The organism is Dermacoccus sp. SAI-028 (genome assembly GCF_004346775.1).
GTDB classification, from domain to species: Bacteria; Actinomycetota; Actinomycetes; order Actinomycetales; family Dermatophilaceae; genus Dermacoccus; species Dermacoccus nishinomiyaensis.
This window is the reverse complement of sequence record NZ_SMFS01000001.1, coordinates 460,879-486,272: the sequence shown is the minus strand read 5'-3', so window position 1 is coordinate 486,272 and position 25,394 is coordinate 460,879. Positions and strand designations below refer to the sequence as shown.

Genomic DNA, 25,394 nt, shown 5'->3' with positions numbered 1-25,394 from the left:
AAGCTTGGGAGTTTCGCACTCAGCGTCCGCGCAGCGTTCCGAACGCCTCCGAACGAACCCGCCAACAACCCGTGCCACAGGTCACCGTCGTGGGTGGAAATGTTGAGTTAACGGCGAGTTCGTCGTCACTTTCGACATTCGACACTGAAACCCAACAGGTCACCATGCATTTGTGACTCAGCTCACAAGCTTGGTTCGATCGCCCATCTTATCTTGACGTCGAGATACCCGTACGTTCGAAGAGTCCCCATTCGTGCAGCGGAAAACAATCGTGGCCAGCCACGAAACGTCCGCGGCCGGGGTGACCGACGACAGCGATCAGGACGGCACGCGCGGAGATCCCGCTCGGGCCCGATCGCACACTAAGGATGGCCGATCCACATGACGACGATGGACATGCCGAAGGCCGGCGTTCCCACCGAAGGCGGCACGACGCACGAGGGCCTCGCGGCCTGGGTTGCGGAGGTCGCCGAGATGACCACCCCCGACCGCATCCAGTGGGTGACTGGATCGGATGAGGAGTGGAAGCAGATCACCGACAAGCTCGTCGAGCAGGGTACGTTCACGCGCCTCAACGAGGAGAAGAAGCCGAACTCGTTCTACGCCGCGAGCTCGCCGCAGGACGTCGCGCGCGTCGAGGACCGCACGTACATCTGCTCCGTCGACGAGAAGGACGCCGGGCCCACCAACAACTGGATGGACCCGAACGAGATGAAGGACCTCATGCGTGGCCTGTACAAGGGCTGCATGAAGGGCCGCACGATGTACGTCATCCCCTTCGTCATGGGTCACCTCGAGGCCGAGAACCCGATGTTCGGCGTCGAGATCACCGACTCGGAGTACGTCGTCGCGTCGATGCGCGTCATGGCGCGCTGCGGCACGAAGATCCTGAAGCGCATCGAGGAGCTCGGCGAGAACGCCAAGTACGTCCCCGCGCTGCACTCGCTCGGCGCGCCGCTCGCCGACGGCCAGAAGGACGTCGCGTGGCCGTGCAACGAGGAGAAGTACATCGTGCAGTTCCCCGAGGAGCGCACGATCTGGAGCTTCGGCTCGGGTTACGGCGGCAACGCGCTGCTGGGCAAGAAGTGCTACTCGTTGCGCATCGCGTCCGTCATGGCGCGTGACGAGGGCTGGCTCGCCGAGCACATGCTCATCCTCAAGCTGATCTCCCCGGAGAACAAGGTCTACTACGTCGCGGCGGCCTTCCCGAGCGCCTGCGGCAAGACGAACCTCGCGATGCTGAAGCCGACCATCCCGGGCTGGAAGGTCGAGACGCTCGGCGACGACATCGCCTGGATGCGTTTCGGTGAGGACGGCCGCCTCTACGCCGTCAACCCCGAGTTCGGATTCTTCGGCGTCGCGCCGGGCACGAACGAGCACACGAACCCGAACGCGATGGCCGCGATCAACAAGGGCAACAGCGTCTTCACGAACGTCGCCCTGACCGACGACGGCGACGTGTGGTGGGAGGAGCTGGAGAACACGCCGGCTCACGCGACGGACTGGAAGGGCAACGACTGGACGCCCGAGTCGGGCGAGCTGTCGAGCCACCCGAACAGCCGCTACTGCACGCCGATCGACCAGTGCGACATCCTGGCCGACGAGTACAACGACCCGCAGGGCGTGCCGATCTCGGCGATCCTGTTCGGTGGCCGCCGCAAGACGACGGTTCCGCTCGTCACCGAGGCCCGCGACTGGCTGCACGGCACCTTCATGGGCGCGACGCTGTCGTCCGAGACGACGGCCGCCGCGACCGGCGCGGTGGGCGTCGTGCGCCGCGACCCGATGGCGATGCTGCCGTTCATCGGCTACAACGCCGGCGACTACTTCCAGCACTGGGTCAACGTGGGCAAGGACGCCGACGCATCCAAGCTGCCGGCGATCTTCTACGTCAACTGGTTCCGTCGTGACGAGGACGGCGGCTTCCTGTGGCCGGGCTTCGGCGAGAACAGCCGCGTCCTCAAGTGGGTCATCGAGCGCATCGAGGGCAAGGCCGCCGCGGTCGAGACGCCCATCGGCCACGTCCCGACGCCCGAGTCGCTCGACGTCGACGGCCTCGGCCTGACGGACGCGCAGCTCGAGAAGGCGCTCGCCGTCGACGTCGAGGAGTGGAAGGCCGAGATCCCGCAGATCGAGGAATGGTTCGCGAAGTTCGGCGACCAGCTGCCCGTGCAGCTGCAGGTCGAGCTCGACGGTCTCAAGGAGCGCCTCGGCGCCTGAGCCCATCACGGAGACGCTCGCCGCCTCGGTGCCTGCATGAGTAGGTTCCGCTTCGGCGGGGCGTGCGCCAGCAGGTTCCGCTTGGGCGGGGCAGACTCGATGAAGCCCAGCAGGGTGCGTCTCCCCCACGACGTGGCGATCCCGGCCGATCGTCACTGGCCGTCGTCGGTCACGAAGCCTCCCGCGTGCTCACCCGAGCGCCCGGGAGGCTTCGCCGTCCCCCCGGCGATCCTCGTCCCCGTCTGCGTTTCTCATCCCCATCGGCGAATCCTGTCCCCTTTCGCGATTCTTGGTCACATTCGCATCGGCGCCCGGCGGGAGCACCTCGGCGTCCGTGGCGGCGTCGAAGGTGGACGAGAATCGCAGATGGGGACGCCGTTCGCAGAGGTGGACGAGAATCGCGAAGGTGGACGAAATTCGCAGATGGGGACAGGAATCGCCGTTGAGGACGGGCGCAGGCTCGGGCACGGGCCCTCTCTGAGGGCCGGCGGTAGGCTGCGCCGAGACGAGAGGAATGACCGCATGATCCCCTTGGACGAGGCCAGCGCCGCCGTCATCGAACACTGTCGGAGCGGCTCACGCGTCCTGCTCGGTCTTGCCGGCGAGCCGGGCGCAGGGAAGTCGACGGCGGCCGCCCGCTTGCTGCTCGACGCCGACCAGGCCGGCGTCACGGCCGCCGTCGTGCCGATGGACGGCTTTCACCTCGCGCACAGCGTCCTCGAAAGCCGGGCGATGACGGACGTCAAGGGCGCGCCCGAGACGTTCGACGCGCACGGCTTCGTCACGCTCGTCGAACGCATCCACGCCCAGCGACCCGGCGATCCGACGATCTGGGCCCCCGAGTTCCGCCAAGAGATCGAAGACGCGGTGGCCGGCGCGATCGAGGTGCCCGCCGACACACAACTCGTCATCGTCGAAGGCAATTACGTGCTGCTCGCCGAGGAGCCGTGGGCCCGCCTGGCGCTGCTGTTCGACGTGGCGTGGATGCTCACTCCCTCAGCCGAGCGACGCCTGGCCCGTCTCATGGCCCGCCACGAGTCGTACGGCAACGACCCGGCCGACGCCCGACGACGTGCCCTCGGACCGGATCAGACCAACGCCGAACGCGTCCGCGCACACTCGCAGCGACCCGGCGTCACCATGGTCGACCCCGGCTGACGCCAGCGCGGCCGGTCAGCCTCCGCTGCCGAGGGTCATGGGCGCGCACCACGCCGTGGCACCCCACGGGAACTGGGCCCACGGGAAGATGACCTGGATCTCCTGGAGGTCGAGCACCTGCCATCCGGCAGGTGCGTTCGTACCTCCGACGCGGACCGGATCGAAGCACATCCATCGACCGATCTGGAGCCCCCGACCCCACGCCGGATCAAAGCCTGTCCCCGGCGCAGGGGGCGTCGTCGGGCCGGTCGACGTACTCGGCTCAGGCGACGTGGGCTGCGGCGAGGTCGGTTCCGTCGTCGTCGGCGGGTTGACGATGCTTGTCGTCGGCGACGTCGGATCCGAGCTCGTCGCCGGCGGTGATGTCGGTTCCGCTGTCGTCGGCGGAACGACGATGCTCGTCGTCGGTGCCGTGAGACGTGACGAAGTCGGCTGGACCGGTGACGTCGGCGTCACGGGCGGCACGGTGCTCGTCGTCGGGCCAGCCGTCGACGATGCAGTGGGGACGTCACTCGTGGTCGGCGACGTGGTCGAATGGCTCGTCGCCGGCGAGTCGGCCACGACGATGCCCGGCCCGGTGGGCATCGACGGCGCGCTCGTCGGCTGCACCGTCGGGACGGCGTCAGCGCTCGGCGCGGCCGCCACCGAGCGCGCGGGCACAGGCGGCAGCGACGTCGCGCCGTTAGCTCGTGAACGGCTGGCGCCGGCATCGCTCGCCGCCAGCTGAGCCGTCGACACATCGGACGTACCTGCCGTCGACGACGCCACCGACGCCGAAGACGAATTCGTCGCCTCGGACGACGCCGCGCCCGTCGGCTGCGTCGCGGACGGCGCGCCGGAGGTGGGCGGCGCGCCCTGCGAGCCGGCAGCGCTCGTCTGGGACGCAGCGGTGCGCGTCTCGTACCGCGCCGAATCCTTGCCCATGTAGACGAGGCCGAACGCTGCCGACGCTGCGGCGGTGAGGACGAGTCCACCTGCGGCCCAGGTGCTCACGCTGCCACCCGCGCCGATACCGCCGGACCCACCCGAGCCGCCGGACGAACCAGACGAGCCCGTAGAACCGGAGCCTCCCGCCCCATGCGGCATCGTCAGGGCTTCGCGCAGCGCTTCCATCTTCGCGACGTTGAGCGTCGCGGGGCTGACGGTGTGGGCCCGCGCCGACAGCGCCTCTCGAAGCGTCGCTTCGAAGGCGGTGAAGTCGTCAGGTCGCAACTCACCCATCGTTGCCTCGCATGGATACCGTCAGTTTCTTCATCGCGCGGGAAGCCTGCGATTTCACGGTTCCTGTGCTGATGCCGAGGGTCTTCGCGATCTCTGCCTCGCTGAGCCCCTCCCAGTAACGCAGGACGAGCACCTCTTTCATCCGCGCCGGCAACGCGTCGAGGTGACGCAGCACCTCGGCGTGCTCGTCGGCGAGGAGGACGGGTTCGTCGGAGCCGGGTGCCGTCTCGGGCTCGGCGACGGCCATGTGTTCGCGCGCGGTGCGTCGACGGCGTAGCGCCGAGCGCGCCTGATTCATCACGGCCGTGCGCAGGTAGGCGCGCGCGTTCGCCGGCGATTCGAGGTTGTGACGGTTGCGGTACAGGCCCAGGAACGCGTCGTGGACGACGTCCTGCGCCGACTCGACGTCGTCGACGAACTGCCGCGCCAGCCGAACCATGTCGTGGTAGGTGTTCGTGTAGAGCTCGTCGAGGTCGAGACCCTCGGGTTCGCCGTGGCCGTCATCCGGCATGCCGGCCGCGGAATCGCGGCGGGACGACGCAGCGTCGCGACGCGCGCGACGGGAGGTCGCGTCCCCGGCCGTCATCGCCCACGGCGGCAGGGGGATGGGCACGACGATCGACGTCATGGCGTCTCCTCCCGTCACGTGTTGGGCGCGTGGACTCGCCCTTCGGCGCGGGGCGCGGGCGCAACCCGCCGGGCTCAGCGATGCATAGGTTCCGACTCTACAGGGTGTCATGGCGGTGGATTGTGGCGCAGCTTCGCCGATCCTCTTGTCGTTCGGCACGCACCCCACGCGCCGTCCGTCCACCCCGTTCATGACCGTATAGACGCATGAGACCCATGTGGGTTGCGCGGGTCGGCGATGAGAAACGCGTCATGCTGACGCGGACGCCCGCCGATCACTGCGACGCGTCAGCCGCGACGCTCGCTCGATGCGTCCGAGGAGAAGCTCGAAGCCCTGGAGCGCCGCGGCGCCACCGGACATCGCGTCGAGGGGTGCACGTGCTCCCTGAGCCTTCGGGACGACCGCGCGATCGGGCAGCGTCGGCGAGAGCACGAGCGGGCCGAACGCGCGCTCGAGCGCGGCCCGCTGCGCGCGCTGCTCCGCCATCGACGGCTTGTACCGATTGAGGACGATGCCGAGCGGTTGCAACCCGCCGGCCTCGGTGCGGCGGATCTCGTCGATCGCCGCGAACAGTCGCGTCACGGCGTTGACGGCGAACGCACCTGCCTCCGTCACGACGACGGCGCGGTCGCTCGCGACGAGCGCACTGCGCGTCAGGCCGCTCAGGGACGGCGGCGCGTCGATGAGAACGAGGTCGTAGTCGAGCTTGCCGAGCGCGGTGCGCAGCGTGTGCAACTGCTCGCCGTCGGCGTCGGGCCGGTCGAGGTTCGCCGTCGCGTCCGAACTCGGCAGCACGTGCAGATCGGCGTTGCCGCGCGGCCAGCCGGCCGGCACGATGGCGCGCTCGAGCACCTTGCGCTTCGGCCGCTCCAACACGTCAGCACTGACGGCCCCGGGAGCGTCGACGCCCAACGCGTACGTCGCATCCCCCTGCGGATCGAGGTCGACGACGAGCGTCGTCAGCCCCCTCGCCCGCGCTGCGGCGGCGAGGCCGAGCACGACGGACGTCTTGCCCACCCCGCCCTTGAGGCTGCACACGCTGACGACGAACATGTCTCGAACCTTACCGAGCAACGCCGCCCACCGGGGACGTTTCACCGCACCGCGACGACCGACGACCGCACCCCCTGCACCGAGGCAGGGGGTGCGGTCGTCGGTCGTGGGCGGGCGATCACTCAGCCCAGTCGAGCGTGCGCTCGACGGCCTGACCCCAGCGCTTGAGCAGACGCTGACGCTCTGCGTCGTCCATCGACGGCTCCCAACGCTTGCTCTCGGCCCACTGACGGCGCAAGTCGTCGAGGTCCTTCCAGAACCCGACGGCAAGCCCCGCGGCGTACGCGGCGCCGAGCGCGGTCGTCTCGTTGATCTTCGGGCGGATGACGTCGACGTCGAGCAGGTCGCTCTGGAACTGCATGAGCGTCTCGTTGACGACCATGCCGCCGTCGACCTTGAGCTCGGTGAGGTCGACGCCGGAGTCGGCGTTCATTGCCTTGACGACCTCCTGGCTCTGGAACGCGACGGCCTCGAGGGCGGCGCGGCAGATGTGGCCGCGGTTCGCGAAGCGGGTGAGGCCGACGATGGCGCCGCGCGCGTCGCTACGCCAGTGCGGCGCGAACAGGCCGGAGAAGGCGGGGACGACGTAGACGTCGCCGTTGTCGTCGACCTCCTTCGCGTACTTCTCGACTTCCTTGGCGTCCTTGATGAGCTTGAGGTTGTCACGCAGCCACTGCACGAGCGAGCCGGTGACGGCGATCGAACCCTCGAGTGCATAGACGGGCTTCTCGTCGCCGATCTTGTAGCAGACGGTCGTGAGCAGGCCGTTCTTGCTCATCACCTTCTCCTCACCCGTGTTGAGGATGAGGAAGTTGCCCGTGCCGTACGTGTTCTTCGCGGTGCCGGGCTCGAAGCAGACCTGACCGAACGTCGCGGCCTGCTGGTCGCCGAGCGCGCCGGAGATCGGCACGTCCTTGAGGATGCCGCGGTGACGCACCTTGCCGTAGACCTCGCTGCTGCTGCGGATCTCAGGCAGCATCGACATGGGGATGCCCATGTCCTCCGCGATGTCCTCGTCCCACTCGAGGGTGTCGAGGTTCATCAGCATCGTGCGTGAGGCGTTCGTGACGTCGGTGACGTGGACGCCGCCCTTCGGCCCGCCCGTCATGTTCCAGATGACCCACGTGTCCATCGTGCCGAACAGCAGGTCGCCCTTCTCGGCCTTCTCGCGGGCGCCGTCGACGTTGTCGAGGATCCACTTGGCCTTCGGGCCGGCGAAGTACGTCGCGAGCGGCAGACCGCACACGTCCTTGTACTTCTCGCTGCCGGCGTCACCGGCGAGTTCCTTGCAGATCGCGTCGGTGCGCGTGTCCTGCCAGACGATCGCGTTGTAGACCGGCTTGCCGGTGTTCTTGTCCCACACGAGCGTCGTCTCACGCTGGTTGGTGATGCCGACGGCGGCGATATCGTCAGAGTCGAGGTCACCCTTCGCGAGGGCCTCGGCACACACCTTGCGCGTGTTCGTCCAGATCTCGAGGGCGTCGTGCTCGACCCAGCCCGCCTTCGGGAAGACCTGCTCGTGCTCCATCTGCGCGACGGCGACGACCTCGCCGTCATGGTCGAAGATCATGCAGCGCGTGCTCGTCGTGCCCTGGTCGATGGCGGCGACGTACTTCTTCTCTGCCTTGTCAGCCATGTTCACTCCTCGTGCGATCCGTGTTCGATGCTGCTGGTGTCCAGTGTGCGCTTCTGCGTCAGCCGATGTAGGCGTGGGCGGCGAGACCGGCGAGCACACCACCGATGACGGGGCCGACGACCGGCACCCAGGCGTAACCCCAGTTGGAGTCGTCCTTGCGCGGGATCGGCAGGACGAAGTGCGCGAGACGCGGAGCGAGGTCACGGGCGGGGTTGATGGCATAACCCGTCGGGCCACCCAGGCTGACGCCGATCGCGACGACGAGGAACGCGACGTTGAGCGGGCCGGCCTGGCTCGGGGTCTTCGTGAACGCGAGGATCGTGAAGACGAGGATGAACGTGCCGACGACCTCGGTGACGACGTTCCAGAACGGCGCGCGCACGGCGGGAGCCGTCGAGAAGACGTTCGTCGGGGCGTCCTCGTGATCGTCGAACTGCTTCTTGTAGGCGGCCCAGACGACGACGGCACCGATGAAGCCGCCGATGAACTGCGCCGCGAGATACACGAAGGTCGACGCGACGCTGATGTCGACGCCCTTCGCGTACTCATCGGCCCCCGAGGCGAGGATGCCCAGAGTGACGGCCGGGTTGAGGTGCGCGCCCGACTTGTACGAGGCGAAGACACCGGCGAAGACGGCGAAGCCCCACCCGATGTTGATCATCAGAGGCCCTCCCCCGAAGCCTCCGTTGCGGGGCAGCAGCACGTTGGCCACCACCCCGACACCCAGGACGATGAGAATCGCCGTCCCGAGAAGTTCGCTGACGAAGACCTGACCGAGGCTCATGGGTGCCTTTCTCGACGTTCGACGGTGGCATGTGACGACCACCACTCATGCTACCGATGAAGCCTACGTCAGGCGCACCCCGGCAGGTCGGACGGGGACATGTTCCGCGTCACACCCGTCATCGTGGCCCTGGCACGCGCAAGGGATCAAGCAGCCGGGGCGGTTCCCACGCCTCGGGACAGCCGGGGACGACGTCAGCGCTCGGGCGAGGTCTCAGCGATCTCAGGCGTGCGACGCACCTCGGCCGGCGGCGACGTGAGGCACCAGGCCAGGCCCAGGAAGGGAACGACGGCGGTGACGGCCCACAGGACCCACGTGATGGCGTGCTCCATGAGACAGCTCCTCGAGATCGTGTCTACTTCTGCGCCCATGCTCGCACGGGGCCAGCGGCACCTCAACCGATCTCGTCGACCACCCACCAGGTCGATCGGACTCGCGCAGTTCGTCGCGGCCCACGCTGCCGGGAGAGGCCCACGTGGCAGGGCGTGGCCCACGCGGCCCGGCGAGCTGCGCCGCCGTCCGGTGAGGAATGACACCCCCGCAGGCGGTATCGGGGACGAACAGGCGGGTCTAAGCTGAAGGAAGACCAGAGAATCGGCGCGGCTCGGCGATCTCCGACGCGCCTTCGACCCGGCAGTGGAGGTTTTCGATGACCATGCACCCGTACAGCGCACAGTTGGGCCCCAGCTCGCGCGCCGAGTCCTGGCGCGAACTCACCGAGCGTGAGCTCGACGTCCTCGTCATCGGTGGTGGCGTCACCGGCGCCGGCACTGCGCTCGACGCCGTCACGCGCGGTCTGCGCACGGGTCTCGTCGAGGCCCGCGACTTCGCGAGCGGCACGTCGTCGCGCAGCTCTAAGCTATTCCACGGTGGCCTGCGCTACCTCGAGCAGCTCAACTTCGCGCTCGTCGCCGAGGCGCTCAAGGAGCGCGAGCTCATGATGACGCGCATCGCGCCGCACCTCGTCCACCCCGTCGCGTTCCTGTACCCGCTGTCGCACCGCGCGTGGGAGCGCCCGTACGTCGCGACCGGTATCGCGATGTACGACCAGATGGGCGGCGCCCGCTCCGTCCCGCGTCAGAAGCACCTGACGAAGAGCGGCACGATGAAGATGTTCCCCGGCCTCAAGAACGACGCGATGGTCGGCTCGATCCGCTACTACGACTGCCAGGCCGACGACGCACGTCACACGATGACGGTCGCCCGCACCGCCGCGCAGTACGGCGCGATCGTGCGCAACTCGACCGAGGTCGTCTCGCTCATCACCGAGGCCGACCGTGTCGTCGGCGCGAAGATCCGCGACGTCGAGACCGGCGAGACGGCTGACGTGCGCGCCAAGGTCGTCATCAACTGCACGGGCGTGTGGACCGACGACATCCAGAAGATGACGGGTGGTAAGGGCCGCTTCCGCGTGCGTGCGTCGAAGGGCGTGCACATCCTCGTCCCGCGCGACCGCATCGCCGGCGAGGTCGGCCTGATCCTGCGCACCGAGAAGTCGGTGCTGTTCGTCATCCCGTGGGGCCAGCAGTGGCTCATCGGCACGACCGACACCGACTGGGCGCTCGACGTCGCGCACCCCGCCGCGACGAGCAAGGACATCGACTACATTCTCGAGCACGTCAACACGGTGCTCGCCTCGCCGCTGACGCGTGACGACATCCTCGGCGTGTTCGCCGGTCTGCGTCCGCTGCTCGCCGGCGAGAGCGAGGACACCTCCGCACTGTCGCGCGAGCACGCCGTCGCGCGTCCGCAGCCGGGCCTCATCTCGATCGCCGGCGGCAAGTACACGACGTACCGCGTCATGGCCGCCGACGCCGTCGACGCCGCGGCCCAGGACCTCGGCCCGATCAAGGAGTCGGTGACGGAGGTGACGCCGCTCGTCGGCGCCGACGGTTACGCCGCGATGCTCAACCTCAAGCACGAGATCGCCGCCGAGTCGGGCCTGCCCGAGTGGCGCATCGAGCACCTGCTCAACCGTTACGGCTCGAAGCTGTACGACGTGCTCGCCCTGTCGAAGGACGACGAGTCGCTGCTCGAGCCCGTCACGAACGCCGACGAGTACCTGCGCTGCGAGATCGCGTACGCCGTCACGGACGAAGGTGCGATGCACCTCGAGGACGTCCTCGCGCGCCGCACGCGCATGTCGATCGAGACGAAGCACCGCGGCGTCGACGCGGCCGCCGAGGTCGCCGACATCATCGCGCCGATCCTGGGCTGGACGCAGGAGCAGCGCGACGCCGAGGTCGAGTCATACACCGAGCGGGTCGCTGCCGAGGTGAAGTCGCAGGAGCTCGACACCGACGAGGCATCCGACGCCGCCCGCCTGTCCGCTCCGGACCCGCGCCCGCAGCTGCGCAAGGTCGTCGCCACCCGCTGACGGCCCGTCCGCACGAGCGCCGACCACACGTCCCACTTGTCGCAGATGCGCGGCAAGTGGGACGTCGCGTGTCGGGGTTCTCCCCACTCGGTGCAGTTCTACGCCGAGTGGGACGACGCGGCGTCACGTCTTCCCCACACGGGTGCGCATCTGCACAATGTGGAAGCGTCACGCGCGCCTCGCCCGCTCACTCGTGTGGTGATGCTCTCCGTCGTACTCGAAGGCGAGGTGCCATTGCGGATATGCGAGGTCGAAGCGCCGGTTCACTCCCTCGATGCGTACCGAGTGCTGCAGCACCGGCGTCGGCAAGCCCGCCAGCACGAACAACGGACGCAGGCGCGCCTCCATCGGCGATTCAGCGCGCCCGTCGGCGAGACGGGCAACCTGGCGCAGGCGTGGGTTCGTCGACCACTCGCTCAGCATGTCCTTCGCCATCAGCTCATGACGCGCGAGCACCGCGTCGGCGAGTACCACGGCGTCGACGAGCGGCACCCGATCGACGACCTCGCCGAGGAGATCGGCCGGCGGAGCCATCGCGATCGGCCCGGCGGCCGTCTCGGCGACGAACGAGCGCGCAGCGCCGCGAGCAACACCACCGCATCCGAATGCGACGTCGACCTCCCCGTCCCGCTCCCACTCGGTGCGCATCGGCGCCATGTGGGACGACACCGCTCGCCGCTCACACAGAAACGTCACAGAAACGGCACTGAAAGGACACAGTCAGGTGGCGCAGACTCGGAGTCATGAGCACCGCTGCCCCTGCCCTGAAGCGTCCTGACGGCTCGAACGTCCGCGTCCTCGTCGTCGACGACGAGTCGAACCTCACCGAACTGCTTTCCATGGCCCTGCGCTACGAGGGGTGGGACATCAAGACGGCGGCCACGGGCAACTCGGCCGTCAAGACGGCCAAGGAGTTCAAGCCGGACGCCGTCGTGCTCGACATGATGCTGCCCGACTTCGACGGCCTCGAGGTGCTGCGGCGCATGCGCGACGAGGACCCGGCGCTGCCGGTCTTGTTCCTGACGGCACGCGACGCCGTCGAGGATCGTGTCGCCGGTCTGACGGCGGGCGGCGACGACTACGTCACGAAGCCCTTCAGCCTCGAAGAGGTGGTCGCGCGCGTGCGGGCGCTGCTGCGTCGCTCGGTGCAGCTCGCCGAGGAGGAGACGTCGCTGCTCACCGTCGGCGACCTGACGCTCGACGAGGACAGCCACGAGGTGATGCGCGCCGGCACCGAGATCAACCTGACGGCAACGGAGTTCGAGCTCCTGCGCTTCCTCATGCGCAACCCGAAGCGCGTGCTGAGCAAGGCGCAGATCCTCGATCGCGTGTGGCACTACGACTTCGGTGGGCAGGCGAACGTCGTCGAGTTGTACATCAGCTACCTGCGCAAGAAGATCGACGCGGGCCGCGAACCGATGATCCACACGATGCGCGGCGCCGGTTACGTGCTCAAACCGGCCGGCTGATCGCGGCGGCGGGCATCCGTCGTCAGCGATCGTTGCCCGAGAACGCGTCGAGCACGACGCGATCACGGGCGAAGATGAAGGCCTGGAGCCCGTCCCCGTCCCCACGCGGAGACGACCACCCGCCCTTGAGCAGCTGGGAGACAGCGACCCGTCATGATCCTCAACCCGGCCCGGTGGACGCTGCGTTCGAAGCTGCTCGCGTCCATCGTCACCCTGTTCATCGTCGTGCTGACGCTCATCGGCGCCGCGACGGTGCTGTCGATGCGCACTTCGCTGATGAAGCAGGTCGATCAGCAACTCATCGACGTCGAGCGCGCCGTCGGCGGCGGGCCGGCGGGAACCACGGAGCAGGGCGGGCCAGCGGACAAGGACTCGCACCCTCGCGCACCAGGCCTCGGGGGCAGTGTGCTGCGGCTGACGCTCGACGCGTCGTCGACGCCTGATTCGCTCGTGGTCGACCAGAACTACGTCTCGTCCGCGACGGGCACACAGTTGACGTTGTCGCAAGCGCAGATTCGCAGTCTCGCGACGGCAGACCTGGGCACGACGCCGAAGACGATGGATTTCGACGGCTCCCTCGGCCGCTACCGCGTCGTGCGTGTCCCGAAGCCCGACGGGGACATCGCGTTCATCGGGCTACCGCTCGCGCCGATCGACGACAACATCCGCGCGCTCGCCGGCAACATCGCACTCATGGGGCTGCTCGGTCTCGTCACGATCGGGGGCGCCTCGTTCCTGCTCGTGCGTCGTAACCTGCGGCCGCTGCAGCAGGTGGCAGCGACGGCGGAACGTGTCTCTGAACTGCCGCTCGGGCGTGGTGACGTGCGCACCGACGAGCGCGTGCCGGTGGCGCTGACCGACGATCACACCGAGGTCGGCACCGTCGGGTTGGCGCTCAACAACCTGCTCGACCATGTCGACTCGGCGCTCGACGCGCGTCACGAGAGCGAGATGCAGGTGCGCCAGTTCGTCGCCGATGCCAGCCATGAGCTACGCACGCCACTCGCATCGATCCGCGGCTACGCGGAGTTGTCGCGGCGCGAGAAGGAGCCGGTTCCCGTCGGTGTCACGCATGCGCTGGGCCGCATCGAGTCGGAAGCGGGACGCATGACGACACTCGTCGAAGACCTGCTGTTGCTCGCCCGACTCGACGCAGGGCGCGAGCTCGAACGCGAACCGGTCGACCTGACGCGCGCCGTCGTCGAGACCGTCAGCGATCTGCACGCGGCTGGGCCCGAGCACGTGTGGCATCTCGACCTGCCGGAGGATCTGGAGGACTTCCCGGAGGTCATCGGCGATGAGGCGCGCCTGCGTCAGGTCGTCATCAACCTCTTGGCCAACGCGCGGCGTCACACCCCGGCGGGCACGACGGTGACGGCCGGCCTCGCGCGGCGCGATGACGACGTGCTGCTCACCGTCACCGATGACGGCCCCGGCATCCCGCCCGAGTTCATGCCGCACCTGTTCGAGCGGTTCACGCGCGGGGACGCAGCGCGAACGCGTACGGAGGGCTCGACGGGGTTGGGGTTGTCGATCGTCGATGCGGTCGTCGCGGCGCATCACGGTACCGTGCGGGTGGAGAGCCGGCCGGGACGCACGTGCTTCACGGTGTCCCTGCCCCTCGAAGATCCGCGGCCATCGTCTCAGGAGGACCGATCGTGAACCCGACGCCCGGCGCGGACACCGCGCACCGTTCGACGACCGCGCCCGTCTCTACTGCTTCGACCTCATCGGGTTCGAGCGACGAGTCGATGACGGCGAACGCTCCAGGCAGCAGCCGCCTCGACGCGCTGCGCTCCCCCGGAGCGGCGCAGGCGATGCGCTTCGCGATGGTCGGCATCGCCTCGACGGTGCTCTACACGGTGTTGTTCGCCGTTCTCGACACGCGAATGAACCACCAGATCGCGAACATCTTGGCGCTGCTCATCTGCACGGTGCTCAACACGTGGGTCAATCAGCGGTTCACGTTCGACGCGGCCGGCCACGAACGCGGCCGTGACGCTCACCTGCAGAGCCTCGCCATCCTCGTCGTCACGCTCGCCGTGACGAGCGGAGCCCTCGCCCTCGAACATCACCAGTGGCCGCACGCCTCGACGCTGTGGGATACCGTGACGGTGACCGTCGGCAACGCCATCGCCACCGTCATCCGCTTCGTGGTGTTCCGCCGTATCTTCGCCGCCCGGGACTGAACGGGCGCGGCGCACGGTGCGCCCGGGACTGCTGCACGGATAGGTGACATGTTGGTCATGCGGCCTGGGTGGCCGCTGTGGTCATGATGGTCTCGTACTCGATGGGGGTCAACTTGCCGAGGCGGGCTTGGCGTCGTCGGCGGTGGTAAGTCCGTTCGGTCCAGGTGACGATGGCCAGCCTCAGCTGGTCGCGGGTGTCCCAGGTTCGGCGGTCCAGGACGTTCTTCTGCAGGAGTGCGAACCAGCTCTCCATGGCGGCGTTGTCCGCGCTCGAGCCGACTTGTCCCATGGATCCGAGCAGGTCGTGCCGGGACAGGGCGCGCAGGTACTTGCGGGACCGGAACTGGGCAGGTTCAACCAGTCGTTGCAACACCGGCTTGTTCGAGTGATCGTAGTTGCTCGTCGAAGACCTCTGCGGGGGTTCGCCAGCCGAGGACTTTGCGTGGCCGGTTGTTGAGGGTGTGAGCGACAGCTTCAAGGTCGTTCGCGCTCCATCGGGACAGGTCAGTGCCCTTGGGGAAGTACTGGCGCAGCACGCCGTTGGTGTTCTCGTTCGTCGGGCGCTGCCACGGCGAGTGCGGGTCGGCGAAGAACACGCGCGTGCCGGTCTCCAGCGTGAACTGGGCGTGCCCGGACAGTTCCTTACCCCGATCCCACGTGATCGTCTGACGCACTTGCTGCGGAAGCGACGTGATCGACGCGCTCAACGCCTTGTTCATCGCCTGCGCGCCGTAGCCGCCCAGCGACGGGCCGTTCTTTACCTGCGGCTGCTCACCCCAGCCTTCAAGTCGAGGAAGATGTACGAGGATCGTGGTGCGGCTACGACGCTCGACGAGCGTGCCGATCGCGGAGCGGCCGGTACCGATGATGAGGTCGCCTTCCCAATGGCCTGGCACGGCACGGTCTTGCGCTTCGGCGGGCCGCTGGCTGATGACCACCTCAGCGCTGACATGGCCCTGGGGCTTGTTCCGTGAACGCTCCCGCGGTTCACGCAACGCGCGGCCGGTGCGCAGACAGGCGACGAGTTCGCGTTTCAACGCGCCGCGCCCTTCGATGAACAACGACTGATAGATCGCCTCATGGCTGATGCGCATGGACTCATCATCGGGGAAGTCCAACCGCAGCCGATGACTGATCTGCTCCGGGCTCCACGAACTGGCCCAGCGCCGATCCTGCCTGCGCGGCTTGTTCAACCCCTTCCACGCCGGCGCGGCCGGGCCTGCCACGGGCGTGCCGTCAGGATGGGTGACCCCGCCGGCGAGGCGGTCTTGGACGTAGTCGCGTAGACGCTCGTTCCTAACCAACTTCGCGATCTTCGGGCGTTTCGCTGCTTCTTGCGCTTTCCACTGCGCGACCGTGGCCCGGTACTCGATTCGGCCGCTACGGGTGGCGGCGTTACGGCGTAGTTCACGGCTGATCGTGCCTGCATCACGCCCCAGCTGGCGAGCGATCGCGCGGACGCCGACGCCTTTGGCGTTCAGGATCGCGATCTCTTCACGTTCTTCGAAACTGAGATAGCGCCCGGACGGCTCGGCCAGGCTGATCGGTGGCATGCCGCCAGCGTGTCGAAACCAGCGCGCACCGACGGGGCACGACACGCCGACCGCGAGGCAGGCTTCCGCCGTTGTGACGCCCGTGGCGATCTGGCGCCAAAACTGCCGTTCGACTCGCCGCGAAGGTGACTGGCGTGGGCGCCCAGGGGAACGCATCGGTGGGCGCAACGCTCGATCTGCACGCCACTGGCGCCGCAACACCTGTGGCGCGTCCCTCGTGCTCTGGTCCCTGTCGTTCGCTGCCATCGCCAACACCTTCCACGTCAAGGTGTTGCGACGACCAGTTGAATCCGCCCTGGGACCCGCGGTCGCTGTGGACGATGCAGCCGGCCACGTCGACGCCCGCTCGGGCGCGGGTGTCCACGGCGTGTTCCAACGCCTGCACGGCCAGGCGGGCCTTCATCCGCGAGCTGATGGAGTACCCGAGGAGCCGGTTGGACCACACGTCCTTGACGGCGCACATGAACACCTTGCCCTCACGGGTGCGGTGCTCCGTGATGTCGGTCAGCCACAGCTGGTTCGGGCCGGTCGCGGTGAAGTCACGCTGGACGCGGTCATCGTGCGCCGGCGGGCCGGGCCGGCCCTTCTTCGCGCGCTTCTTCCCGAACACGCTCCACCACGCGTTGCTCGAACAGATCGCCCACGCGGTGCGGTCGCACATCTCCTGCCCGGCGTCGCGGGCCTCGTCAGCTAGGAGGCGGTACCCGAACTCCGGGTCGTCACGGTGTGCATCGAACAACGCGTTCGCGCGGTGCGCTTCCACCCAGTCGGCGTCGGTCACGGGGTTGGCCAGCCACCGGTAGTACGGCGCCCTGGCAAGTTTCAGGACCCGGCACGTCACCGTCACAGGCACCCTGATCGGGGCATCCTGGGCGGCCAGCTCACGGACGAGCGGGTACATCATTTTCCCGGCAGGTTCGCCTGCGAGAGGTACGCCGCAGCGCGGCGTAGCACCTCGTTCTCTTGCTCGAGCAACCGGATCCGACGGCGAGCCTCACGCAACTCACCAGAGTCGCTCACCGCGGCGGCGGGTTTGTTCCCGTCCTGCCGGTCAGCGATGGCGATCCAGTTCGTCAGGCAGGACTCCGAGATCCCGAAGTCCTTCGCGATCTCCTTCAACGTCGTCCCGGCCTCACGAGAGCGAGCGACCTCGATCACGTTCTGGCGGAACTCCTTGGGGTACGGCTTGGGCATGGTGCACATCCTCTCCTGCGGCACCGAACGGCACCACAGAGTCGATGTCACCTATCCGTGCAGCAGTCCCCCCGAGCCATCGAGGCCCGTCTAGTCCGTCCCCCGATCTACAGGTCCTCGCTTCACCGGGTGCTACCGGTCATTGCGTCGATGCTCCAACTTCGTGATGCATTCAGCACCGCACTCGGCCGTCCGGCCAACCTCCGCGTCCAACAACAGGTTCCACCGCCCGTGGGGATCCGTCTTCGCAGTTCCGCTTCAGGCGAAGACGACGTCCGTCGTCACGTCCAAGCGGCGCATCTCGCGCGCCTCGGCGAGATAGTTCTGCCGCATCGTCCACGGCGCGGCGTCGCTGCGGCGCGGCATGATGTCGGCCGCGCGGCGCAGATAGCCCGAATCCATCTCGAGCAGCGGGCGCCGGCCGAGCTCTGACGGCGGGACGGGCGTCGCGCTGCGGTAGCGGCCGTCACGCAGATGCTGGATCATCCGCGCGACGAACCGGTGCGACAGGTCACCGCGCAAGCTCCACGACGCGTTGATGTAGCCGACGCAGAGCGCCGCGTTCGGCACGCCCTCGAGCATGCAGCCGCGGTAGACGAGACGCTGCGAGACGTCGACCGGCTCGCCGTCGATGCGCAGGCTCGCGCCGCCGAGCAACTCGACGGCCAGACCCGTCGCCGTCACGATGACGTCGGTCTCGAGCAGCTCACCCGAACTCGTACGCACCCCGCCCGGCTCGACGCTCGCGATCGTGTCGGTGACGACCCTGGCACGCCCGTGCTTGACCGCCTTGAACAGGTCGCCGTCAGGCACGATGCACAACCGCTGATCCCACGGCGCATACGGCGCGGTGAAGCTGTCGACGTGCTCCTCACCCGCGCCCTGACGAACGTTCGCACGCAGCACCGCACGCGCCGCCCGCGGCAGGCGCCGCGCCGTCTGGTACGAAGCCCACTGCGCCGCAACGTTCTTCGCCCGCATGACGGCGTGCTTGCGCTGCGGGCTGAGCCGCTCGTCCGGGATCTTCGCCAACGCCGCCGCTAGCGGATCACGCGACGGCTGCGCGAGCACATACGTCGGCGTTCGCTGCAGCATCGTCACCTCCGCGCCGAGATCGGCGAGCGCCGGCACGAGCGTCATCGCCGTCGCACCCGAGCCGATGACGACGACGCGCCGGCCCGCCACGTCGAGATCCTGCGGCCAGAACTGCGGATGCACGACCTGGCCCGCGAACTCCGCGAGAGCGGGGATGTCCGCCGCATACGGCTCGGCGTAGCTGTAGTAACCGCTGCACGCGTAGATGAAGCCGGCCGTCATCTCGACCTCGCCGTCAGGTGTGTCGACGCGCAGCCGCCACACCGCGTCAGCACTGCTCCAATCCGCGCTGACGACCTTGTGCCGCAGACGAATCCGCTCACTCACACCGAACGCGTCGGCCGTCGAACGGATGTAGTCGAGGATGTCCTCACCCGCCGCGATCGCCTTCTCCTGACGCCACGGCGCGAACGGATACGACAACGTGTACATGTCCGAATCCGTTCGCACCCCCGGATACCGGAACTGATCCCACGTGCCACCGAGCGCATCCCGCGCCTCGCGAACGACGTAATCGACGCCCGGATTCGCCTCCTGGATGCGACACGCCGCCCCGACGCCCGACAACCCAGCACCGACCATGACGACATCGACGTGCTCCACCTGCTGCTGCACACCCACCGACACGACGAACTCCCCACTCCACGAACACACCACCTGCGAGGCTAACGACCCCGACGTGGGCGCGTGGCCCGTCGAGACAGGTGCGATACCGAGGGGTGGGGTGCCGTGGCGCCCGGGCGGGCGGCCGAGCTGCCAGAGCTGGCGGAGGGCCTCCGTCGGCGCGACGTGCGCTCGCTTCGCTCTTGTGGCGGCCCGGGCGAGTTGTTGAGCTGTCGGAACGGGCGGAGGGACTCCGTCGGCGCGACGCGCGCTCGCTTCGCTCGCGGGCGTCGTGCCTCCTCCTCAAAACCCCCGTACCCATTCAGCGAGAGTGACGAGGGCCCCGCCGGGGCGACTTCGTCGCGCCCGGCGGGGCCCTCGTCACTCTCGCTGGCGGAGGCGGAGGGATTTGAACCCTCGATGGGGCTATAAACCCCAAACCCGCTTAGCAGGCGGGCGCCATAGACCGGACTAGGCGACGCCTCCTCCGCGCAGCTTTCGCTGCAGCCCTGAAAGGTTATCCGACCCGCCCCGCCACACCAAACCGCCTCCCCCCGACACGTCAACACAGGAGACTCACACCTGGGCTTCGGCCGGCGTCGAGCTTCGTCACCAGATTGAGACATTTCCTCCTTCATCCCTCATGATGGAGTGTCAGGGGCAGCTTTCGGTGCCCTCACACGCAACAGAGAGGGCCACGATGGCGAGGCAGGCGGAGCACGAACCATCCGGTGCGCACGCACCGTCCGACGTGACCCGCTCGAGCGAGCGTCAACGCCGCCGTGCGACGCTACGCCGCTCTCTGTCGTTGACATTTCTGAGCACCCTCGTCCCCGGCCTCGGGTTGATGTGGACGAAACGTCGCACCGTCGGCGTCATCCTCCTGCTCATCGCCGTCATCGCCGGCATCGCTCTCAGCATCTTCCTCCTGAGCGGTAACGTCCTCACCGGCGCCGCCAACGTCCTCACCTCGACCGGCCTCAAGCTCGCCCTCGTCGCGCTGGCCGCTGCCCTCGTGCTGTGGTTGACGTCGATCGTTCTCACCGCGCGCACGACGCACACCGACGGCTGGTCGCACCGCGGCGACATCCTGTTCAAGGCCTTCACCGCCCTCATGTGCCTCGCCGTGACGATGCCGCTCGCGCGCGCCGTCAGCACCGTCACCGTCACGCAGGACGCGTTCGGCACCATGTTCATCAAGAACGGCAAGGGCGCCGCCTCCACCAAGGAGAACGCGTTCAAGAAGAAGGCCCGCGTCAACCTCATGCTCGTCGGTTCCGACGCGGGTAGCGACCGCACGGGCATCCGCACGGACTCGCTCATGGTCGCCTCGATCGACACCCACACGGGTGACACGACCCTCATCAGCATCCCGCGCAACTGGAACTACGTCCCGTTCCCCGAGTCGAACCCGCTGCACAAGCTCTACCCGAACGGCTTCCACTGCCCCGAACGTGGTGCGGGCGACCCCTGTTGGATGGATGCGGTGTGGAGCGAAGCCGACACGCAGCACCCGGAGTTGTTCCCCGGTGAGCAGTACGCCGGCCTCAACGCGACGCGCGACGTCGTGCAGGAGATCATCGGCATGCCGATCGACTACTCCACCGTCATCAACCTCAAGGGCTTCCAGGACCTCGTCGACGCCATGGGCGGCGTCGACATGACGATCCCTCCCGGGGGCATCGCCATCGGTGGCAAGATCGAGGGCGGCGCGATCGTGCCCGGCTCGATCACCGGCCGCATCCCCGAAGGACGCCAACACCTGAACGGTCAGCAAGCCCTATGGTACTCACGCAGCCGCGTCGAGACCGGCGACGGCGACCGCATGCGCCGTCAGCGCTGCATGGTCAACGCACTCATCGACCAGACCAACCCCATCTCACTGGTCAACCAGTTCCCCTCGATCATGAAGGTCGCCAAGGAGAACATCCTGCTCGACCTGCCGCAGAGCGAACTGCCCGACCTCGCCGACCTCGCGAACACGATGAAGAAGGGCCAGACGAAGAGCGTCAACCTCGCCTACCCCGTCATCAGCGACAGCCACCCCGACTACGACAAGGTGCGCGCCCTCATCAAGAAGGGCATGGATCGCTCGACGCCGGCCCCGAAGCCGAAGTCCAGCTCGAGCGCTTCGTCGTCGACCGCCCCGAACTCGTCGTCGAGCAGCGCGAGCACCAGCTCGTCGAGCAGCGACCAGGCCATCGACGACACCACGGCCACCTGTTGATCGTGCGCACGACTGAACGCAGACTCGGCTGCGCCGCCCACCCCACGAGGGACGGGCGGCGCACTCGTCTGCGTGACGGGCCCCGCCCGAGCATGACGGAGTCGGCGCACGACGAAGCCCCCAGCCGAACGGCTGGGGGCTTCGTACGAAAACGCTACGAGATCAGATGATCAGGCAGCCGTGACGTTCGAGGCCTGCGGGCCCTTGTCGCCCTGCGTGATCTCGAACTCGACGCGCTGACCCTCGTCGAGCGAGCGGTAGCCGTTGGTCTGGATGGCGGAGAAGTGAACGAAGACGTCGGCGCCGCCGCCGTCCTGCTCGATGAAGCCGAAGCCCTTCTCAGCGTTGAACCACTTCACAGTGCCCTGTGCCATGGGAAATCCCTCAATCTGTTTCTCTGCGTTGAGCCTGCACTTTTTGCAGGCTCAGGCTGATGTGCATGCCGTGAACGCCTGAGGTGATGTACAACAGGGGTAAAACCGGGTTCTGCAAAGCAACCACCCTCACGCTAACACGAGCGGCCCCGCGGGCTTCATTCCACGCGTCCCGCGAAGGTGAACAGTTGGTGACCCGCAGCAGCTGGAGCAGTGGGCGGAGAGCGTCACTTCCAGCCCGAGCAGGACCTCGAGCGCGCATCGGAGCATCGAGCCGGGTAGGTGTGCGCCGCCGGTGTCACTCGTTGCGCATCGACAGCGGTGTGGCGCCGCCGTCCATCGCTGCCGCGAGTTCGGCCTCGGCGGCCGCGCCCTGGGCGGCACGCACCGAGCTCAGCTTGACGACCGAGTACAGCAGCAGCGCGAGCCCGGCCACCTCACCGGCGACGGCGAGGGGCGTGTCGCGCAGTTGGTCGCCGTAGACGCTGACACCGATGAGGACGCTGAACAGCGGATCGAGCGAGGCGACGACGGGCAGCACGACGTTGAGAGGCGCCGCCGCGAACGCCACCTGGTTGAGCGCCAGACCACAGGCAGCGAGCGCGATGAGCACCCACAGCTGCCACGACGTCAGCACCGCGTCGAGACCGAAGAGGTGTGAGATCTGCGTCGTCGACTTCATCAACCCGGCCGTCGTCGCGTAGACGATGGCGACGGACGCTGCGAGCGCCCGGGCACGCATCCGCGGGCGCATCGAGCGCGTGCCGAACACCGCGCCGAGGACGAACAGGCCGCCCACGACGGCGAGGATGATGGCGGGCACGCGACGACCGATGGCCGTCTCTCCGTGTGCGGAGATCGCGTCGGAGACGAGCAGGAACATCACGAGGCCGGCGACGAGCGTCAGCGAATGGAGGATCTCCGAACGTGTCGGGCGTGTGCGCAGCATGACGTGGTTGAGCCCGAGGCTGATGACGAGCGACATGCACAGCACCGGCTGCACGACCGAGAGGCTGCCGTACTTGAGGGCGAGGATCTGGAAGACGACGCACAGCCCGTCGAACACCATGGCGATGGCGAACGTCGGGTTCGCGACCCAGGCCACTGCCGCGGCGCGCAACCCGCGCCGGGGGTGCTTCTCACCGTCTGCTCGCTCGTCGGCCGCCGGCTGCTCCACGGCATGCTGTGCGGCGCGGTGCTTGAACACCGTCGACAGCGCCGCACACGCACTGGAGGCGACAGCCAGCAGCAGGACGAGCAGCATGCGACCTCCGAGCGACGACGTTGTCGGACGCCACGGCATCGGCCTCCCGGCCTCAGGGTACTGGCCGAGGGCGGTCAGGGACGTTCAGGCACGGCGGTGCACGACTGGGAGTTCTGCGAAGGTGTCCAGACCCATCTCGCGCCGCAGAACCTCCGCCGCAACGGCCCGAGCCGGCTCGAGGTCTGCGTCGACGAAGGCCAGGCGCGTGCGGCGCTCGACGAGATCGTCGAGCGTCATGGCACCCTCGTGCCGCACCGCGTGGACGAACTCGGCGACCAGCGTCGACGATCCGGGCACGACGCGCTCGGCGTAGAACGACGATTCGTCGGCGATCGCGGCCACCGACGGGGCCAACGTGCCGTAGCGGCGCACGAGCCGCTCGGGCGCCGCGACGCGAGCGAGGACGTCAGTCGGGGCTGCGCCGAGAAGCGGAAGCTCACGCGTTCGGCACGATGCGATCACGCCTCCGACGCGCCGGGCGACGGCGTCGACGGCGTCCTGCGCCATGCGACGATACGTCGTGAACTTTCCTCCCGTGATGGTGATCGGGGCGCCCGGCTCGTCGAGGAGCAGGTGCTTGCGCGAGGCGTCGGCGGTCGCGCCTTGCCCGCTCGAGGCGTCGGCGCGCGTCACGAGCGGTCGCAGACCAGCGAAGCGCCCGACGACGTCGTCGCGCGTCAGCGGACGGGCCAGGACGGCGTTCATCGTGGCGAGCAGGAACTGCTCGTCTTCGTCCGGGACGGAAGGCGCGAGCGGGTCGGCGTCCGGGTCGGCCTCGTCCGTCAGCCCGATGAGGACGAGCCCGTCGGCGATCGGAATCGCGAACACGTAGCGGCCAAAGTGCCCGGGCACCGGTGCGACGAGCTGCGCCGAAGGGTCACCCACCGCGCTCGCCCGGACGACGAGGTGCGAGCCACGCGAGGGCGTGACGGTGAGACGCTCGTCGTGCTCGCCGCTCCACACCCCCGTCGCGAGCACGATGTGGCCGTGGGCGACGAACGACTCCCCCGTCAGCTGGTCGGTGAGCTCGACGGACTCAGAGTCGAGCGGACGCGCCGCACACCGCGTCACGACGTCGGCGCCGTGCGCCGCGGCGGTGCGCGCGAGGGTCGTCACGAAGCGCGCGTCGTCCTCGAGCTGGCCGTCGGTGTAGCGCAGCGCCGCGCGGCCGCGCACTGCCCCAGGCACGAGCGACTCGACGTCACGCACCCGAATGCGGCGCGGCGCGGCGAGGACGTTCGACGGCGTGCGGCTGACGCGGCGCAGCCCGTCCGAGAGGGTGATGCCGAGGTTCGAGACGGCCGTCTCACCGATGCCGGTGTCGAGCACCACCGTGTGCAGCGGCCGCACGAGATGCGGCGCGATGCTCGTCATCAGGTGATGACGCTCGCGCGCCGACTCGTAGGCGACGGCGAGGTCACCCTTTGCGAGATAGCGCAGGCCGCCATGGATGAGCTTGCTGCTCCACCGACTCGTCCCTGCCGCCAGATCGACGCGCTCGACGAGTGCCGTGCGCAGCCCGCGCGACGCCGCGTCGAGCGCCACGCCGGCACCCGTCACCCCGGCGCCGACGACGATGACGTCGTAGCGCTCGTGGGCGAGGCGGTGCAGTGCCGCAGCGCGTTGGGTGGGGTTGAGGCTGCCCACGCTGGGGTCACTGGCGGGGTGGCAGGGGGCGGTCGACATCAGGAGCGGCCTTCCGTGGGGGTGGTCCGGTGGTCAGAGGCTGCCGGGCTGGGCGCGAGGTACCCGTCGAGCAGATGGGCCGCCTCGACGAGCCACACCTGACGAGGGGCGATCTGCTCGAGCGGTCGACGACTGACGAGGTAGGGCATGAGCGCCTGCATCGCGCCCATCGCGAGGACGTCGGCCGGCGCATCGCGCACCGAGCCATCGAGCTGCGCGAGGGCGATCGCGGCGCTCAACGCGTCGAGAATGCTGCGCTGGCTGCGCCCGACACGTTCGACGAGATAGGGCAGGAGCAGTTCGGGGTCGTGCTCGATCAGCGCCTGCGTGAACTCCGTCGAGAGCGCCTCGAGCGTGGTGATCGCGGCGCGGACGATGACGTCGCGGGTGACGGCGCCCGCCTCGTCGTTTGCGGGTTCGCCCGCGGGTTCGTTCGCGGGAACCTGGGGCAGCGCGTCGCTTGCGGCGGCGGCGAAGTCGGCGACGAGGGCCTCGCGCACGAGGTCGTCGAGCGTCGCGCCACGTCGGTAGAGGGTGGCCCGACTCATGCCTGCGCGGCGGGCCACCGACGTCATCGTCGCGCGGCGAAAACCGTAGGCGATGACCTCCGCCCGCACTGCGGCCAGGATTGCATCGTCCTGCGTCATGCGTCCTCCTCGCTGT

Annotated in this window: 23 protein-coding genes, 1 tRNA gene and 1 pseudogene; 7 read left to right on the top strand and 18 right to left on the bottom strand. The window is 68.4% G+C overall.

The genetic code is table 11. From position 1 onward, the window contains the following. Positions 1–381 precede the first annotated feature (381 nt). Positions 382–2,220 (top strand): phosphoenolpyruvate carboxykinase (GTP), encoded by a 1,839-nt coding sequence (locus EDC82_RS02285; protein ID WP_038566783.1) that lies wholly within the window; start codon positions 382–384, stop codon positions 2,218–2,220. Positions 2,221–2,409: 189 nt separating this feature from the next. On the opposite strand, the gene EDC82_RS14455 is transcribed toward EDC82_RS02285, so the two are convergent. After that, the gene (locus tag EDC82_RS14455; protein ID WP_160126174.1) at positions 2,410–2,688 is read right to left on the bottom strand and encodes a hypothetical protein; all 279 of its coding nucleotides are present in this window, start codon (positions 2,686–2,688) and stop codon (positions 2,410–2,412) included. Positions 2,689–2,742: 54 nt separating this feature from the next. Here EDC82_RS14455 and EDC82_RS02280 point away from each other — a divergent pair, with 54 nt between their 5' ends. Next, positions 2,743–3,378: a hypothetical protein gene (locus EDC82_RS02280; RefSeq protein WP_062257053.1), complete on the top strand. Its 636-nt coding sequence runs from the start codon at positions 2,743–2,745 to the stop codon at positions 3,376–3,378. A 15-nt stretch (positions 3,379–3,393) separates the two neighbouring features. Here EDC82_RS02280 and EDC82_RS14450 read toward each other — a convergent pair whose 3' ends face one another. From EDC82_RS14450 to EDC82_RS14445, 6 genes are all read right to left on the bottom strand, one after another. Then, positions 3,394–4,599 carry a hypothetical protein gene (locus EDC82_RS14450; RefSeq protein ID WP_160126173.1) on the bottom strand — a complete coding sequence of 402 codons (1,206 nt, stop codon included), beginning with the start codon at positions 4,597–4,599 and terminating at the stop codon, positions 3,394–3,396. After that, positions 4,592–5,227, bottom strand: a complete 636-nt coding sequence (locus EDC82_RS02265) for an RNA polymerase sigma factor (RefSeq protein ID WP_131940474.1) — start codon at positions 5,225–5,227, stop codon at positions 4,592–4,594. The genes EDC82_RS14450 and EDC82_RS02265 overlap by 8 nt, the downstream gene beginning before the upstream one ends. 249 nt (positions 5,228–5,476) lie before the next feature. After that, on the bottom strand, positions 5,477–6,280 hold the full coding sequence (locus tag EDC82_RS02260; protein WP_074039769.1) for a ParA family protein: 804 nt from the start codon (positions 6,278–6,280) through the stop codon (positions 5,477–5,479). Between the two features lie 118 nt (positions 6,281–6,398). Beyond that, positions 6,399–7,916 (bottom strand): glycerol kinase GlpK, encoded by a 1,518-nt coding sequence (glpK, locus tag EDC82_RS02255; RefSeq protein WP_131940472.1) that lies wholly within the window; start codon positions 7,914–7,916, stop codon positions 6,399–6,401. Between the two features lie 58 nt (positions 7,917–7,974). Next, complete coding sequence (locus tag EDC82_RS02250; RefSeq protein ID WP_006946749.1) at positions 7,975–8,700, bottom strand: MIP/aquaporin family protein; 726 nt, start codon at positions 8,698–8,700, stop codon at positions 7,975–7,977. Positions 8,701–8,894: 194 nt separating this feature from the next. Beyond that, a complete protein-coding gene (locus tag EDC82_RS14445) occupies positions 8,895–9,032 on the bottom strand; it encodes a hypothetical protein (RefSeq protein ID WP_006946717.1) in 138 nt (45 codons plus the stop codon). Between the two features lie 317 nt (positions 9,033–9,349). Between EDC82_RS14445 and EDC82_RS02245 the strand changes: the two genes are divergently transcribed. Next, a complete protein-coding gene (locus EDC82_RS02245; RefSeq protein ID WP_006946713.1) occupies positions 9,350–11,077 on the top strand; it encodes a glycerol-3-phosphate dehydrogenase/oxidase in 1,728 nt (575 codons plus the stop codon). Between the two features lie 168 nt (positions 11,078–11,245). On the opposite strand, the gene EDC82_RS02240 is transcribed toward EDC82_RS02245, so the two are convergent. Next, positions 11,246–11,746, bottom strand: a complete 501-nt coding sequence (locus EDC82_RS02240; protein WP_131940470.1) for a hypothetical protein — start codon at positions 11,744–11,746, stop codon at positions 11,246–11,248. Positions 11,747–11,820: 74 nt separating this feature from the next. Between EDC82_RS02240 and EDC82_RS02235 the strand changes: the two genes are divergently transcribed. The 3 genes from EDC82_RS02235 (at position 11,821) to EDC82_RS02225 (ending at position 14,735) form a co-directional block, all read left to right on the top strand. Beyond that, a complete protein-coding gene (locus EDC82_RS02235; RefSeq protein ID WP_062257047.1) occupies positions 11,821–12,546 on the top strand; it encodes a response regulator transcription factor in 726 nt (241 codons plus the stop codon). A 153-nt stretch (positions 12,547–12,699) separates the two neighbouring features. Continuing rightward, on the top strand, positions 12,700–14,208 hold the full coding sequence (locus EDC82_RS02230; RefSeq protein WP_131940467.1) for a cell wall metabolism sensor histidine kinase WalK: 1,509 nt from the start codon (positions 12,700–12,702) through the stop codon (positions 14,206–14,208). Next, positions 14,205–14,735 (top strand): GtrA family protein, encoded by a 531-nt coding sequence (locus EDC82_RS02225; protein WP_062257044.1) that lies wholly within the window; start codon positions 14,205–14,207, stop codon positions 14,733–14,735. Before EDC82_RS02230 ends, EDC82_RS02225 begins: the two co-directional genes overlap by 4 nt. A gap of 55 nt (positions 14,736–14,790) precedes the next feature. Here the strand turns inward: EDC82_RS02225 and EDC82_RS02220 are convergent. From EDC82_RS02220 to EDC82_RS02195, 6 genes and pseudogenes are all read right to left on the bottom strand, one after another. Further along, a pseudogene (locus tag EDC82_RS02220) lies at positions 14,791–15,084 on the bottom strand (IS3 family transposase); the annotation flags it as partial. Between the two features lie 4 nt (positions 15,085–15,088). Continuing rightward, positions 15,089–16,288, bottom strand: coding sequence for an IS30-like element ISPfr14 family transposase (locus EDC82_RS02215; protein WP_083803176.1), 1,200 nt, complete (start codon positions 16,286–16,288; stop codon positions 15,089–15,091). After that, positions 16,230–16,949 (bottom strand): DDE-type integrase/transposase/recombinase, encoded by a 720-nt coding sequence (locus tag EDC82_RS15215; RefSeq protein ID WP_370448842.1) that lies wholly within the window; start codon positions 16,947–16,949, stop codon positions 16,230–16,232. The genes EDC82_RS02215 and EDC82_RS15215 overlap by 59 nt, the downstream gene beginning before the upstream one ends. Positions 16,950–17,188: 239 nt before the next feature. Then, positions 17,189–17,482, bottom strand: coding sequence for a transposase (locus EDC82_RS02205; protein WP_062256098.1), 294 nt, complete (start codon positions 17,480–17,482; stop codon positions 17,189–17,191). A gap of 258 nt (positions 17,483–17,740) precedes the next feature. Then, entirely contained in the window at positions 17,741–19,231 is a 1,491-nt protein-coding gene (locus tag EDC82_RS02200; RefSeq protein ID WP_235006074.1) for an NAD(P)/FAD-dependent oxidoreductase, read from the bottom strand. A gap of 340 nt (positions 19,232–19,571) precedes the next feature. Further along, positions 19,572–19,666, bottom strand: a tRNA-Ser gene (locus tag EDC82_RS02195). A gap of 322 nt (positions 19,667–19,988) precedes the next feature. Here EDC82_RS02195 and EDC82_RS02190 point away from each other — a divergent pair. Further along, on the top strand, positions 19,989–21,407 hold the full coding sequence (locus tag EDC82_RS02190; protein ID WP_160126172.1) for an LCP family protein: 1,419 nt from the start codon (positions 19,989–19,991) through the stop codon (positions 21,405–21,407). Positions 21,408–21,577: 170 nt separating this feature from the next. Here EDC82_RS02190 and EDC82_RS02185 read toward each other — a convergent pair whose 3' ends face one another. From EDC82_RS02185 to EDC82_RS02170, 4 genes are all read right to left on the bottom strand, one after another. Beyond that, positions 21,578–21,781, bottom strand: coding sequence for a cold-shock protein (locus tag EDC82_RS02185; protein ID WP_006946709.1), 204 nt, complete (start codon positions 21,779–21,781; stop codon positions 21,578–21,580). 298 nt (positions 21,782–22,079) lie between these two features. Then, positions 22,080–23,045: a DMT family transporter gene (locus tag EDC82_RS02180; protein ID WP_062257042.1), complete on the bottom strand. Its 966-nt coding sequence runs from the start codon at positions 23,043–23,045 to the stop codon at positions 22,080–22,082. Positions 23,046–23,129: 84 nt separating this feature from the next. Next, a complete protein-coding gene (locus EDC82_RS02175; protein ID WP_235006073.1) occupies positions 23,130–24,731 on the bottom strand; it encodes a glycerol-3-phosphate dehydrogenase/oxidase in 1,602 nt (533 codons plus the stop codon). Next, positions 24,731–25,378, bottom strand: coding sequence for a TetR/AcrR family transcriptional regulator (locus tag EDC82_RS02170; RefSeq protein ID WP_062256463.1), 648 nt, complete (start codon positions 25,376–25,378; stop codon positions 24,731–24,733). Before EDC82_RS02170 ends, EDC82_RS02175 begins: the two co-directional genes overlap by 1 nt. Positions 25,379–25,394 lie beyond the last annotated feature (16 nt).